Here is a 13,768-nt window from a genome sequence, read left to right as displayed (position 1 = left end):
AACCTAAGCATTTATTGCCTTTACAATAAAGAAAATATTTAGAAGAAGGTAAAGGGTTAAAAGCGAGATGGAGAAAAACTTATCAAACCTTTCTGCTTTTTTCTCCTCTCCTCTTTTGATCAATTTTAAAGAAAAGGCCGTTAATATGATAACGACCAAAATAAATACCAAAGTAATTCCATGCAAAGTATCTACCAGGGTAAAAGTAGTCGATTCGGGTAGCGAACCATCAATAATATATTTGTTACCGATTACAGCAAAAAGAGAGCCTACACTTAGCCCAAAGCGCGAATCGATACTATCGGCGTGGATATAAAAGCACATATAAGCAATTAAAAAAGCAACATACATACCTAAAAACATTTTCCAGAACAGGCCAAAAGCATCTCTGCTAATCCCTATCCTTACCTTATAACTACTATATTCTGTTCTTGGCACTTTTATACCTGGATCGCCAAAAGCCGTTTCATAAATTTTATTGGCTGCAGAAGTTTTTAAACTGTCGATATTCCACCCGCGTAGGGTAAACCGGGGATCAAACTGCTTACCTAATGTATCAGGAACAAATACCAGGGCTGCAGAATCAAATTGTGAATTTTCTACAGAAAGCCTCAGCAATTGATGGTCGAATGGAAAATTATTAATCGACCACGAATCTTTCATTACACACTGCAACTTCATTAGCATATATACTTCGTTCCCACTGCTATCTATAGTTGAAAATGATTTGCTTACCGTTTTGGCCTGCGGTATCTCTAGGTTATCGGCAAAATTAAATTCTTTGTTTTTATACTTTAGCCATAACCAGAAATTAATGGTATATTCTTTGTCTTTAAAATCTATATCGTGGATGCTCGTTACATAAATTCCTGTCCTTACCGTATCGGGTATATTTTTTTGAGCTAATGAAACAGTATTGATGCAAAAAAGCTGGAAAATCAAGCCCAGTAAAAAGAGTATAGTAGTTTTCAACTGTGATTAATTTAAAGCGTGAATGTTTTTTAAATATAGTGAATAAGGTTTTATATACAAGGGATATTTTAAGCCTAAAAAGCTTTCAGGCCTCACTTTTTTTTAATACTTTCGCAACCCCATTTTAGTCGCCAACCACAGCATAGCAAATCATGAGTAAGTTTTTATACGGGATCGATTTTGGAACAACCAATTCGGCACTTTCTATTTATGATGAAGAAAAGAAAGAAATTGTAGATACGATTTCTATCCCTTCATTGATTTATTTTACAGAAGTAAAAAGTCTTGTGGATGGCGAAAGTCATATCGTTGGCGAAAAAGCTATAGATGCTTATTTAAGCGACGGTATGAAAGGTCGCTTCATCAAATCCATCAAACAGATCCTCTCAAGAACTACTTTTACCGAAACCCGTATCCATAATAAAAGATATACAGCTTCTGATCTGGTCACTTTAATTCTTAAGGATTTAAAAGCAAAGGCCGATCAGATTATTGGTAAAGATTGCCAAAAGGCCATTATAGGTCGTCCAGTTTTCTTTGATGATGATAATACGATGAAAGATACACTGGCGCAAACCAGGTTAAAAAAAGCTGCTGAAAACGCTGGTTTTACTGAGGTTCGTTTTCAGTTCGAACCAATTGGGGCAGCCTTTGCCTACGAAAAAACAATTACAAAGAAAGAACGTGTTTTAGTAGCCGATTTAGGTGGAGGTACAACTGACTTCACCTACCTGATCCTTGATCCGGATAAAGTTGGCAGCAAAGACCGTAAAAATGATATGATTGCCTCTGGTGGTATTTATATTGGTGGCGATAGTCTTGATTCTGCATTTATGTGGGATAAAGGAACACCTTATTTCGGGAAAAATACCATGTACGAAGCCACGCCAGGCAAGGTTTTAAATGTTCCCAAATCGCTTTTTGCAAATATCTGCACATGGGATAAAATGAACTTTTTTAACGGTTTAAAAATCCAGAAAGAGATTGAGGAATATTATTATTACTCTGGAAACGATCCAAAATTTAAAAACCTGATCACCCTGATCGAAAATAACCTGGGTTATTCTTTGTTCAGATCGATAGAGAAAACTAAGATTGAACTTTCGGACCAGCCTGTTTCAACCTTCGCCTACAACAATATGGAGATCAAGATTGACGAAAGCATTTCCCTTGAACAGTATAATTCGATTATCGAAAAAGACATCAACAAAATCGATGCTTACCTGGATCAGTTTATGGAAACATACAAAATCAACCCTGCAGACATAGACTGTTTGTTTTTAACAGGAGGAACATCAATGGTTTCGGCCGTGCAAAACCTGTTTAAAACTAAATTCCCGCATATTCCGTTAAACTCTGGCGATAATTTTAAAAGTGTAGCCAAAGGATTGGCTTATAGTGGTTATTTGTTTGAAAATTAATAAGCAGATCGTCATTCCAGGCCGTAGCAAAGAGTCTGTAACATAGGACCCGTCAAAGGCCAAAAAAGGATAAATCTCAAAAAGATGTCACCCTAAGCGTAGTCGAAGGGCATTTATTTAAGATTTATCAATCTTCTGCCATGGTCTGTGTCCCCACAGACCATTTTATATTTCTGCCTATAAGGACGGAAGAGAAATGCTGATTGCATCCGGAGCGCAATGCCTGTACAAAACATTCAGTTACTTCCCGTCTTTCGCTTTTACGCTTCGCTGCCTCGTACCTCGTTGCTGCAGGGTAACACTCCAACCGGGGCTATTGGACAATGCAGCATTTCATTTTTAGGGTATGCAAGGTGCAGAACCCTTTGTTCATAAACCCGATTGTAATGTAAAGCCCGCAGCGCAGCGAGGACTTGAAATAAAAAGCGGGGCTGCAAACCGCCAGAAACCACAGCACCTGTATTTCCTGATACCTGCGATATTATCTATTACTTGTTTTCGACTATTGCAATTCCAAATATCTCCCCCGAAGGGTCGTCAATCTGTGGTTATCTGTGTGAATCTGTGGTTAAAAACCTTAACAAAATGATATTTGGGTCGCGCTCCAACCGGGAATAAACTACAAATTACCAGATTATATTTTATTGTAGCCATCAAACCAAGGCGAATTATCACTGTAAACGCCAAAATACAATTACGTAGCATTTTTAGGAATATCTTTTTTTCTTTAGATTAAGATTTTATAACTTAGCAATGTAAAATTGGCGCGGCTGATAAAATAGATGCAGTAAGCAAAGCTTTACGCGTTAGGCGCGAAAACAATTAATGTGGTGAGGTCTGGAATACCTGTTTTCTAGAAGAGATGAGTTCAAGTTGATGAAATTTCTTTGGCAGACGCACCAATTTTTCATTCAATTTAGGCTTGGCGACTGAATTGCAATACCGACATACCTTTATGACGTCTGAAACTCTTATTAAAATTAGTGGTTTGTTCAAACCCTAATAGTTCAGCTATTTCATCAATTGTATAATCACTATGAAGCAATAACTCTTCCGCTTCGCGCATAATGCGATCTTTAATAAGCGCTGTTAAGCTTTTTCCAAGCACTCTATCTAAAAATTTATTTAGCTTGCCAACACTCATTCCCATACCTTCTGCATAAAATTGGATGGATCTTTCTTGCCTAAAAAAATGTTCTAAAATTGCCCTGAATCTCAATACCTGCTGTAAATCATCTAAAGTCAAAGCAGCAAGATAGCCACTTAAACCAGCTGTATAACCTAGAAATAGAGACAAGTACTGTGCTAAAAAAGGCATATCTTTTTTAGCATTGATTTCTCTCTTTAGCTGATCAAGTAAACTATAAGTTTTAGTCGATTTGTGCGAATCGAGATCCCTGAAGGATAAATTTAAAAAGAGGTTCTTAGCCTGGGGATCTAAATGCTGAAGTAAAAATTCTGCATATAGTAAACTACTAAAACTTAACCAATAACCTGAAGTAATCTCTCCATCAAGCCTAACAAGGCCTTCTTCCGGAATAAAGAAAATCCTGCCTTTTAACAGCGGATAATCTCCGGAATTCATGCATAACAAGCCATTTCCTTCACGCACAATTAACATACGCATAGGGTATATTGCCTGCAACGCACGTTCTTTTTTAAAAAAGCCGCTAATTGGCTCTAGTTGTATCATAAAAATTTAAGGATAAACAACTGTAAAATCAAATTCATCTGATTTGGTTACAAGCTGCTAAAATAAATTATTATAATGATAAATGCTTTCTGTAATACAGACGAAAGAATTAAATCGTTAAATAAGCATCAATCTTTCGTTTCCATAATTAAATTTAATCCATTTATTGAGCGATTTGGATAAATAAAATTTCTTCCCCATTATCGTTCCTGGATTTCCTAAAACCTATTTATGAAATCTAACCTCTTATCTTTGCGTTACGATGAGAATGGCATTGCCTCATACCATATAATCCATCCGAAAATGGCAACAAAAAAATAACTGATAACAGGATACAAAAGATATTCGATAATACATATCTATGCAGAGAGCACAATTACCTTAGTGGCTTCAATGCCATTTGGTGTAAATTCAATATCAAACTGGACTATACTATTAGGTTTTATGGGATCGACTACACCATGAGCAAAAACACTTACTTCCCTTCCGCCATTTGAGGGTGTAATACTTCCAATACCTTCTTTTTGATTGTAAAACTTTACAGTACCTAACCTCATGGAACTTATTGAATCAGTTTTACATTAACGGCATTAGGACCTTTTTTCCCTTGTGCTATTTCGAACTCAACCCGGTTATTCTGACTTATTTTATCAGTTAAACCTGTAACATGAACAAAAACTTCGTCTCCGTTTTCTGTTATAATGAAACCAAAACCTTTAGATTCATTATAAAATTTTACTGTTCCTTGCATTTTTATTTAGATTTTACTCTATAAACATACAAAAAAACAAAAAGGTTTAGCTATTAAATAAATTTCCAGACCTGATCAAATAGATCAAGCATAATTATTGATGATTAATGTTAATCTAAAAAAGGCACATACAGATAAAAAAGCCAAATTCTTCATTCGCAAGTCTCTTATTTTGACAGCCTGCAACTAAAACTATTAACCAAGACTCGAATTAAAAAACCGAAGTTCCCGCTCGTTCAAATAAACCTCCATAGAGAGAAGTTTCCCATTGAAAAAGTATCCCAAAATTGAACTAACCCTTTTTTTCGCTAAAAATCACAAAGAAAACACTAAAACCACCTATTAGGGAAACTATTCCAAGAATCAAATTTATTTTGTCGTTCATACCGTAATTTACAGATTAAATTAGCAATGACAATAAGCTGACAAAAAATAAGCTTAAAAACAACCTATGGTTGTGCGATTTAAACCTAACCATGCGGCTTCTGATGAGTAAAAGTCATAATGATATGAGCTGATGTTTAATCAGATAACGAATTTGCAACCAATGGAACGCATTGTTTTAATTCTATCAGTCCGTAACGCATCTATTCTGCTATTTTTCGCATAAATTTTGATACAATGCCTCAGGCTATAAAACTATCTCCTATATTTATTAAAAATCAGTCAACAAAATAAATGAAAACAACTTTTACCCTATTGTTATCTGCCATTGCATTTGTACTTATATCGGCAACAACACTGAACAAACACATATACGAAAGCAAAACTTTCGATTTTTTTCCAAAACACAAAATAGACACACCAGACCAGGATCGTTTTGTGAAGGTTACCCTTGCGCAGGGAGAATTTACGGAACCTACCGAAATGACTGTACTTCCAAACCTTGATATTTTGGTTGCCCAACGTAGAGGTGAAATATTGATTTATAAAAATCAGACTAAAAAAATTAAAGAGGCAGGCAAACTCGATGTTTATTTTAAAAGCAATACCCCTTATGTAAATGCAGAAGAAGGCTTATTGGGTATGGCAGCAGATCCAAAATTTGCGGTAAATAAATACATTTATCTTTTTTACAGTCCATTTGATAAATCTGTAAACCGATTATCAAGATTTAAATTGGTTAACGATCAGATCGTAAAAGAATCGGAGAAAATTGTACTTGAATTCTATTCTCAGCGCGAAATATGCTGTCATACAGGGGGATCTATTGCTTTTGGATCAGATAACCTGCTATATGTATCAACAGGCGATAACTCCACCCCATTTGATGCTCCAAAACAACAATATGTAAACAAAGGTTATGCCCCACTTGATAACAGAAAGGGGTTTGAACAATACGACTCCAGGAGATCAGCTGGTAATACGAACGATTTAAGGGGAAAAATACTTAGAATCAAGGTAAATGAAGATGGTACCTACAGTATTCCAGACGGTAACCTTTTCCCTAAAGACAGTCCGAAAACCAAACCTGAAATTTATGTAATGGGAAATAGAAACCCTTACCGCATTTCTGTAGATCAGAAAACCAACTTTTTATACTGGGGCGAGGTTGGACCTGATGCACCGGACGATGATGATTTAAGAGGCCCAAGAGGTTATGATGAAGTAAACCAGGCACGAAAAGCGGGTAATTTTGGCTGGCCATTGTTTATAGGCAATAACTACCCATACAAGGCCTACGATTATACCAATGGTACTAACGGAAATGCATTTGATCCGGCAAAACCGATCAATAATTCGCCAAACAACACCGGTTTGGAGCAACTGCCGCCGGCACAACCTGCTTATATCTGGTATCCTTATGGAGAATCGAAAGAATTCCCACAGGTTGGTGCAGGTGGCCGTACAGCAATGGCTGGCCCGGTTTATTATGCTACGCCAAATTCACCTTACCCAGTCTATTATAACGGCAAGCTAATTATTTATGAATGGGTACGTGGATGGGTTAAAGCGGTAACCATGAATGCACAAGGTGATTACCTGAGTATGGAGCCCTTTATGGCTAACGTTTCTTTAGCAGCACCTATTGATATGGAATTAGGGCCAGATGGAAAATTATACATACTCGAGTATGGTAAAGGCTGGTTTACCAAAAACCCTGATGCTGCGATTACCAGGATTGATTACCTGAAAGGCAACCGTCCACCACTAGTTGAAAGCCTGAATATTGCAAAAACAAGTGGTTTATTGCCTTATAAAATGACAGCAACGGTTACCGCTAAAGATCCTGATGGCGATCCTTTAACCTATGTATGGAACCTGGGAAAAGGCATTACCAAAACCACCACTGCACCAACCCTACAGTATACCTTCGCTAAAGCAGGCGAATATCCGGTAAGTGTTACCGTAATAGATAATAATAAAACTTCAGCAAAAAGTCAGGTGATACCGGTTTTTGCAGGTAACGAACATCCTGTTGTAAATATAGATTTAACAGGTAACAAAAGTTTTTACTTCCCTAATAAACCAGTTGATTATAAAGTTTTAGTAAGCGATAAAGGTGCTAAAGTGAATAACAGCCGCATATATATATCAAATACGTATACAGAAGGAACCGATTTAGCTGGCGCACAATTAGGGCACCAGCAGGCAGCACAAACCATGATTGGTAAAGCACTGATGCTGAAATCTGATTGTAGCACCTGCCATAAAGAATCAGCTGTTTCTATTGGCCCAGCTTTTGATAAAATTGCAGCAAAATACAAAAACGACCCTAAAGCGGTTGATTACCTGGCTTCAAAAGTGATTGGCGGTAGCCATGGCGTGTGGGGAGAAGTACCAATGCCAGCACACACCGCAATGAAAGAAGCTGAAGTGAAAAAAATTACAGAATGGATTATGACTTTAGGTAATAAAGAGGCTGTTAAAGCATCACTTCCAACTGCGGGCAAAATCATTCCGCCAGCTGCTACTGATAAGAAGAAATCAGTTTTAACTTTAAAGGCAACTTACACCGATGCAGGAAGTACAGCATTAAAAAAACCGTTAACCACAACAAAAGTGATCAACCTGAGAAGTAATGTAATTGATGCAGATGATATCAAAGATTTTAGGGGTTTTGAGCGAAAAGATATTTACGGCGGTGAAAAACTCATTCTCACTAAGGATAACGGCTGGATAGCTATAAAAGATGTTGATTTAAAGGGTATTTCAGGTTTTAGTTATTCATTCTTAAACCTCGATCCCGGATCAGATGGTGAAATCGAAATCAGATTGGATGATAGTAAAGGCATTGTGATCGGGAAATCTACTTTTAGAAAAAGTCTGCCCATCAATATGATTTCGGATGGAAAAATCCATGATATTTATTTCGTATTTAAGGTGATAAAAATAGGGGATAAAAAGAGCCGGGCCATTATCCAATCGATTACGGTAGAACCTAAATAGGTCTATAAATAAAATCAGTTTGATGTAGACGTCATTCCCTCACAGGCGGGAATGACGCAACATTAAATATCACGCGGCAATTAAGACTTCTGGATTTTTATTGTAAAAATTGCTGATTTCATACCCTTCGTTAATCCAGCAATAATATCTTTGCAGAAAATCCTGAAGATTGCCATGCAAAACATTAAAAACATTATTTTCGATTACGGAAACGTAATATTTGATATCGATTTCAGAATTGCTCAGGCTTCTTTTCAAAAACTGGGCATTACAGATATCGAAAATTTCTTTGCGCATAAAGCGCATAACCAGCTATTCGATGACTTTGAAACTGGTGCCATTTCTCCGGCCGAATTTAGGACAGGAATCAGAAATGCCGCAGGCAAACCTGAATTAACCGACCTGCAGATTGATGAGGCATGGAATAGCCTGTTAATTGGCACGATACAAGAAAATCACGATTTACTGCTTGAAGTAAAAGAAAAATACCGTACTTTTTTGTTAAGCAATAACAACGAAATCCACTACGACTGGATTATCAATTACCTGAAAGCAACCTTCCAGATTAATAATTACGATGCTTATTTTGAGAAAGCTTATTTCTCTCAACACATGAAACTGCGTAAACCCAACACCAATATTTTTGAGCAGGTGTTAAAAGAAAACAACTTAGATCCGGCCGAAACGTTATTTATCGACGATAGTCCACAACATATAGAAGGCGCTAAAAAAGTGGGATTAAATGCCTTATTAATGACCGAAAAACCAGCTCAACTAGGTGCCTTTTTAAAAGCAAACGGAATTTTGTAAATTGATATATGCCAGAAAAAAAATTTAAGTCGCTAAAAGAGTTCTATCCTTTTTACTTGTCAGAGCACAAGAATACCACATCGCGTATCCTACATTTTATTGGTACTGGTTTGGTTTGCCTGGCTTTTTTTACAGGTTTTCTTTTTCACAACTGGCATTTCTTTTTGGCGATACCGGTATTGGGTTATGGCTTTGCATGGGTTGGGCACTTCTTTTTCGAGAAAAACAGGCCTGCTACTTTTCAGTATCCGGGTTATAGTTTAGTGAGCGATTTTATCCTGTTCTACGATCTGTTATCCGGCAAACAATCTTTTATAATAAAGAAATAGTTTTCAGTAGTTAAAAATAACCTTTCAATCTAAACTCGATCCGATAACTATTGGATCAGCATGACCATTACGAAAAAGAAAATCGTCATCTCGACTGAAGTGCAGCGAAATGGAGAGATCTATCTCCTTATATTTTTCAACTGCATTGCATTTCGCTCGAAATGACGATTCTAAGATTAACTAAAAATAAACTAAAGTTTCCTTCTTTTTAATTCTCTTTCAATCAACCCAAGTTCACGGCCAGTTTGTCCGGCTACTGAAGTATTTTCCTGTGCTCTTCTGAATAAATAAGGCATTACCGCTTTTATTGGTCCGTAAGGAACATATTTTGCTACGTTATAGTTAGAATCGGCAAGATTAAAACTTAAGTTATCACTCATTCCCAATAACTGGGCAAAATATACATGAGGATGATTGTGCGTTATATTTTTTTCCTCTAAAAGATAAGTCAATAAGCGGCTGCTATCTTCATTATGCGTTCCGGCAACAATGGCAATTTCTTCAATATGATCAACACAATAACGTAAAGATTCGTTATAATCACGGTCTGATGCGGCTTTATCCGGCTGAATTGGCGAAGGATATCCCATTTCCACAGCGCGTTTACGTTCTTTTTCCATATAGGCACCGCGTACCATTTTTACACCCAAAATAAAACCATCTGCTTTGGCTATTAAGTGGTCAGCTTTCATATCGGCTAATTTATCATGACGATACATTTGGTAAGTATTGTACACAATAATCCGTTCACGGTTAAATTTACGCATCATATCAAGCGCCAACTCATCAATAGTATTCTGAATCCAGGTTTCTTCAGCATCAATCATGATGGGCACAGCTTTATCGAAAGCCGTTTTGCAGATCATTTCACACCGTAATTTTACTTTTTCGTATTCTGCCTGTTCAGCCGCAGTTAAAGTTTCTTTGGCATCCAGTTTTTGCAAGAGTGCAAAACGGCCGATACCTGTTATTTTGAAAACTGTAATCGGAATTTTGGTATCGCCATCGGCACGTACGATAGTACGGATAATTTCGGCACAGGTTTCGTCAAAAACGTGTTCTTCTTCTTCTCCTTCTACCGAATAATCTAAAATGGTACCTACCCCTCCTTTATCCAATTGCTCAATAGCTTTATTACATTCTGCAATGGTTTCGCCACCACAAAACTGCTGAAAAATGGTCGTTTTAATAGCCCCCTGAATCGGCAAACCGATATTTAAAAAGAAGTTTGTAATGGCCGGACCAACTTTGGTTAGGAAATTACTCCCAATCATTTTAAAAAGCCAGTATGCTTTTTTAAGCTCATGGTTAGATTTTTGACGGAAAGCGATTTCCGTATTGTCGAAATTCGGCTGTTTTTTGGTGGATAAATCCATTTTTACTATATAATAAGTCAGATTGGTGCAAAATTATAAAAAGCATTGGTTGTTAAAACTAAAAACCTCTAAATAATCGTATTTTTGCATAAAATGATACAATTCAAATTAGAAGGCGAATTTATTCCATTAATCCAACTGCTAAAAGCAACAGGCTTGGTTGGAACCGGTGGTGATGCACAGGCTGCTGTGGTGGACGGTTTGGTAAAATGTAACGGCGAAGTAGAATTCCGTAAACGGTATAAAGTCAGGGTTGGCGACATCATCACTTTTGAACAAGATAAAATCGAAGTAATTTAATGGAAACCTTAACGAGCGCAGGCCATTCGCTTTATTTCGAAAGCAATTTAGACGCCTTAAAAACACTTTTAGAAAGCAACAAGTACAGCAAAGTTTTTGTATTTGCGGATGAGCATACCAGCGAAATCTGTTTACCCCTGTTTCAGTCGCTTTTAAATGATTTCTCTGAATTTGACCTGATTGAAACTTCGGCAGGCGAAGAAAATAAAAATATCGATTTCTGTATCGGCATCTGGAAAACCTTACTGGATTTTGAAGCCGACCGCAAAAGTTTAATGATCAACCTTGGCGGTGGTGTAATTACCGATATGGGTGGCTTTATTGCCTCTACCTATAAAAGAGGGATCGATTTCATCAATGTACCTACTACCCTTCTATCACAGGTTGATGCCTCGGTGGGTGGTAAAACCGGAATCGATATCGATAACGTTAAAAATATGGTGGGTACTTTTACCTTACCACAAATGGTTTTTATCGAAACTGCATTCTTAAAAACATTGCCTGAGCGTGAGCTTTTATCAGGCTTTGCTGAAATGATTAAACACGGTTTAATTTACGACAAACCTTATTACGAAAAATTAAAAGCTAGTAGTTACCTTACGCCTTCTGCTGAAGATATTTACCGTTCGGTAGAAATTAAAAATGAAGTGGTAACCATCGATCCGCACGAGAAAAACCTAAGAAAGATTTTAAACTTTGGGCATACCATTGGTCATGCAGTAGAAGGTTATTCGCTGGCAAATGACGAAAATCCATTAACGCACGGCGAGGCAATTGCCATCGGTTTTGTTTGCGAAGCTGCCTTATCGATCAAAAACAGCGGCTTAACAAAAGAAGAACTGAATGATATCAGTAGCTATATTTTGTCTTTATATCCGAAATACCACATCAAAAAGAAAAGCTTCGATACCCTTTTAGAACTGATGCAGAGCGATAAAAAGAACGAAGACGGAAACATTTTATTTTCACTTTTAGAAACAACAGGCAAATGCACGTTTAACTGCCGTGTAAGTACTGCCGATATTTTAAGCAGTTTGGATTATTATAACAGTTTATAAAATGAATTTTACCGGAAGTGATATTTCTGTAATCGGGCTTTTTGGCTTTGTAATCGTTTTAACTTTCGTTGAAATGTATTTCAGCTACCAGCACGACAGAAAATTATATACCAAACGCGATACCTGGACGAACATTTACCTGATGACGGCAGCGATTGTGATCAATTTAGCAACCAAAACGGGTACATTTTTCTTATTGCAATATTGCTACCAGTTCCGTTTGTTCCAGATCTCAAATATTTGGCTGTATTGGCTTGTTTTGATTTTAGCTCAGGATTTTCTGTATTGGTTTTTGCATACCGTTGGGCATTATGTACGCTTTTTCTGGGCAATGCATGTTACGCACCACTCATCTGAACACTTTAACTTAACCACAGGCTTCCGTTCTACTGTTTTTGAGCCTTTGTATCGAGTCTTCTTTTATTTGCCCCTGGCATTTATGGGTTTTACAGCTGTTGATATTCTTTTTGCCTACCTGATTACCCAAATTTATGGTAATCTTGTTCACACACAATATAATATCAAATTCCCGAAATGGTACGAGTATATTTTCGTAACACCATCCCATCACCGGGTACACCATGCCAGCAATGTACGCTATTTAGATAAGAACATGGGCATGGTTTTAATTCTATGGGACAGGTGGTTTGGCACTTTCCAGGAAGAATTGCCTGAAGATGTAGTGAAATATGGCTTAACCACACAACCAAAGGATACCGGACCTGTAAATATTATTTTCCATGAGTTTATCGCTTTAACTGCAGACGTTAAAAAGGCACCAAACTTTATGGATAAATTGAAATACATTTTCAATCCACCGGGATGGAGCCATGATGGAAGCACTAAAGTTGCTAAAATTATGCAGCAGGAATTACGTGAGGAGGAACAGAAAAGATGCGAAGCATTGCAACAGGATAAAGTAAAAGGGCTTAACGACCGAGGAGAATTAAGTTCTACAGGATAGAAATAATTTAAAGGTCTGTATCTCCACAGACCTTTTTTTGTTAACAATTTTATTCAGGCTTTAAATGCTTATTATCTATGATTAATTACTCAATATGTTATGCTTGATGCAATTATATCTTAATTAAGATATAATTTGTATTTTTGATAAAGCTTATTGCAATGACAACATTAACAATACAAGTTAAAGATAACGACACTGAATTTCTTTTAGAGGTATTAAAAAGAATTAATGCCAAGATAATTCAAACTTCTAAAAAGCAGCTTTTGCTAGATGGAATAAAACAAGGAATAAAAGAGGCAAAAGACATTAAAGCGGGGAAAACTGCCCCACTATCCCTCAGTGATATATGATGGAAGAAATTAAAATTATATATTCACCTATTTTTATAAAAAAAGCTAAGCATTTAAAAAAGAAACATTTATCATTAATTAATGATTTATCTCAATTAGAATCAATATTGTTGGAAAATCCAAAAACTGGGACAGACTTAGGAAATGGTATTTTTAAAATAAGACTTGCTGTTAAGAGCAAAGGAAAGGGAAAAAGCGGTGGTTATAGAGTGATTACCTATTTACAAATTGAAAATGAAATCAATATGATTTACATTTATGACAAGTCTGAAGAAGCAACAATTACGAAAAAAGATATCCAGAAAATAATTGATAGCTTATAAATGTGTCCTCTGCACTCTTTCCAAATAG

Annotated in this window: 14 protein-coding genes; 9 read left to right on the top strand and 5 right to left on the bottom strand. The window is 36.6% G+C overall.

From position 1 onward, the window contains the following. Nucleotides 1-3: 3 nt before the first annotated feature. Entirely contained in the window at nucleotides 4-972 is a 969-nt protein-coding gene (locus ACUN24_RS14180; protein WP_445563077.1) for a hypothetical protein, read from the bottom strand. Nucleotides 973-1,124: 152 nt separating this feature from the next. Between ACUN24_RS14180 and ACUN24_RS14175 the strand changes: the two genes are divergently transcribed. Next, nucleotides 1,125-2,393 carry an Hsp70 family protein gene (locus tag ACUN24_RS14175; protein ID WP_445563076.1) on the top strand — a complete coding sequence of 423 codons (1,269 nt, stop codon included), beginning with the start codon at nucleotides 1,125-1,127 and terminating at the stop codon, nucleotides 2,391-2,393. Between the two features lie 916 nt (nucleotides 2,394-3,309). Here ACUN24_RS14175 and ACUN24_RS14170 read toward each other — a convergent pair. The 3 genes from ACUN24_RS14170 to ACUN24_RS14160 all read right to left on the bottom strand — a co-directional run bounded on the left by ACUN24_RS14170 (nucleotide 3,310) and on the right by ACUN24_RS14160 (nucleotide 4,837). Next, nucleotides 3,310-4,014 carry a helix-turn-helix domain-containing protein gene (locus ACUN24_RS14170; RefSeq protein ID WP_445563075.1) on the bottom strand — a complete coding sequence of 235 codons (705 nt, stop codon included), beginning with the start codon at nucleotides 4,012-4,014 and terminating at the stop codon, nucleotides 3,310-3,312. A 431-nt stretch (nucleotides 4,015-4,445) separates the two neighbouring features. Beyond that, nucleotides 4,446-4,643: a cold-shock protein gene (locus tag ACUN24_RS14165; RefSeq protein WP_445563074.1), complete on the bottom strand. Its 198-nt coding sequence runs from the start codon at nucleotides 4,641-4,643 to the stop codon at nucleotides 4,446-4,448. Between the two features lie 5 nt (nucleotides 4,644-4,648). Beyond that, nucleotides 4,649-4,837 (bottom strand): cold-shock protein, encoded by a 189-nt coding sequence (locus ACUN24_RS14160; RefSeq protein WP_445563073.1) that lies wholly within the window; start codon nucleotides 4,835-4,837, stop codon nucleotides 4,649-4,651. A gap of 678 nt (nucleotides 4,838-5,515) precedes the next feature. Here ACUN24_RS14160 and ACUN24_RS14155 point away from each other — a divergent pair. From ACUN24_RS14155 to ACUN24_RS14145, 3 genes are all read left to right on the top strand, one after another. Then, nucleotides 5,516-8,227, top strand: coding sequence for a PQQ-dependent sugar dehydrogenase (locus tag ACUN24_RS14155; protein WP_445563072.1), 2,712 nt, complete (start codon nucleotides 5,516-5,518; stop codon nucleotides 8,225-8,227). Nucleotides 8,228-8,401: 174 nt separating this feature from the next. After that, on the top strand, nucleotides 8,402-9,037 hold the full coding sequence (locus tag ACUN24_RS14150; protein ID WP_445563071.1) for an HAD family hydrolase: 636 nt from the start codon (nucleotides 8,402-8,404) through the stop codon (nucleotides 9,035-9,037). Nucleotides 9,038-9,045: 8 nt separating this feature from the next. Continuing rightward, a complete protein-coding gene (locus ACUN24_RS14145; protein WP_445563070.1) occupies nucleotides 9,046-9,366 on the top strand; it encodes an Mpo1-like protein in 321 nt (106 codons plus the stop codon). A gap of 191 nt (nucleotides 9,367-9,557) precedes the next feature. On the opposite strand, the gene ACUN24_RS14140 is transcribed toward ACUN24_RS14145, so the two are convergent. Continuing rightward, a complete protein-coding gene (locus ACUN24_RS14140) occupies nucleotides 9,558-10,742 on the bottom strand; it encodes a proline dehydrogenase family protein (RefSeq protein WP_445563069.1) in 1,185 nt (394 codons plus the stop codon). A gap of 93 nt (nucleotides 10,743-10,835) precedes the next feature. Here ACUN24_RS14140 and ACUN24_RS14135 point away from each other — a divergent pair, with 93 nt between their 5' ends. The 5 genes from ACUN24_RS14135 (at nucleotide 10,836) to ACUN24_RS14115 (ending at nucleotide 13,740) form a co-directional block, all read left to right on the top strand. After that, complete coding sequence (locus tag ACUN24_RS14135; protein ID WP_445563068.1) at nucleotides 10,836-11,042, top strand: RNA-binding S4 domain-containing protein; 207 nt, start codon at nucleotides 10,836-10,838, stop codon at nucleotides 11,040-11,042. Next, nucleotides 11,042-12,100: a 3-dehydroquinate synthase gene (aroB, locus tag ACUN24_RS14130; RefSeq protein WP_445563067.1), complete on the top strand. Its 1,059-nt coding sequence runs from the start codon at nucleotides 11,042-11,044 to the stop codon at nucleotides 12,098-12,100. Before ACUN24_RS14135 ends, aroB begins: the two co-directional genes overlap by 1 nt. A gap of 1 nt (nucleotide 12,101) precedes the next feature. After that, nucleotides 12,102-13,064: a sterol desaturase family protein gene (locus ACUN24_RS14125; RefSeq protein WP_445563066.1), complete on the top strand. Its 963-nt coding sequence runs from the start codon at nucleotides 12,102-12,104 to the stop codon at nucleotides 13,062-13,064. A 161-nt stretch (nucleotides 13,065-13,225) separates the two neighbouring features. Further along, nucleotides 13,226-13,417: a hypothetical protein gene (locus ACUN24_RS14120; RefSeq protein WP_445563065.1), complete on the top strand. Its 192-nt coding sequence runs from the start codon at nucleotides 13,226-13,228 to the stop codon at nucleotides 13,415-13,417. After that, complete coding sequence (locus tag ACUN24_RS14115) at nucleotides 13,414-13,740, top strand: type II toxin-antitoxin system RelE/ParE family toxin (RefSeq protein WP_445563064.1); 327 nt, start codon at nucleotides 13,414-13,416, stop codon at nucleotides 13,738-13,740. The genes ACUN24_RS14120 and ACUN24_RS14115 overlap by 4 nt, the downstream gene beginning before the upstream one ends. Nucleotides 13,741-13,768: the final 28 nt, after the last annotated feature.

It is taken from the genome of Pedobacter sp. WC2501, from assembly GCF_052682415.1.
Note: the sequence above shows the minus strand (reverse complement) of the source record. Positions and strands in the feature narration are given on the sequence as shown.

Bases quoted from the DNA above. Each gene is read 5' to 3' on its own strand.
- ACUN24_RS14125 (WP_445563066.1), top strand. From the start codon at position 12,102: ATGAATTTTACCGGAAGTGATATTTCTGTAATCGGGCTTTTTGGCTTT.
- ACUN24_RS14115 (WP_445563064.1), top strand. From the start codon at position 13,414: ATGATGGAAGAAATTAAAATTATATATTCACCTATTTTTATAAAAAAA.
- ACUN24_RS14150 (WP_445563071.1), top strand. From the start codon at position 8,402: ATGCAAAACATTAAAAACATTATTTTCGATTACGGAAACGTAATATTT.
- aroB (WP_445563067.1), top strand. From the start codon at position 11,042: ATGGAAACCTTAACGAGCGCAGGCCATTCGCTTTATTTCGAAAGCAAT.
- ACUN24_RS14155 (WP_445563072.1), top strand. From the start codon at position 5,516: ATGAAAACAACTTTTACCCTATTGTTATCTGCCATTGCATTTGTACTT.
- ACUN24_RS14165 (WP_445563074.1), bottom strand. From the start codon at position 4,643: ATGAGGTTAGGTACTGTAAAGTTTTACAATCAAAAAGAAGGTATTGGA.
- ACUN24_RS14120 (WP_445563065.1), top strand. From the start codon at position 13,226: ATGACAACATTAACAATACAAGTTAAAGATAACGACACTGAATTTCTT.
- ACUN24_RS14145 (WP_445563070.1), top strand. From the start codon at position 9,046: ATGCCAGAAAAAAAATTTAAGTCGCTAAAAGAGTTCTATCCTTTTTAC.
- ACUN24_RS14140 (WP_445563069.1), bottom strand. From the start codon at position 10,742: ATGGATTTATCCACCAAAAAACAGCCGAATTTCGACAATACGGAAATC.
- ACUN24_RS14135 (WP_445563068.1), top strand. From the start codon at position 10,836: ATGATACAATTCAAATTAGAAGGCGAATTTATTCCATTAATCCAACTG.
- ACUN24_RS14175 (WP_445563076.1), top strand. From the start codon at position 1,125: ATGAGTAAGTTTTTATACGGGATCGATTTTGGAACAACCAATTCGGCA.
- ACUN24_RS14170 (WP_445563075.1), bottom strand. From the start codon at position 4,014: ATGTTAATTGTGCGTGAAGGAAATGGCTTGTTATGCATGAATTCCGGA.
- ACUN24_RS14160 (WP_445563073.1), bottom strand. From the start codon at position 4,837: ATGCAAGGAACAGTAAAATTTTATAATGAATCTAAAGGTTTTGGTTTC.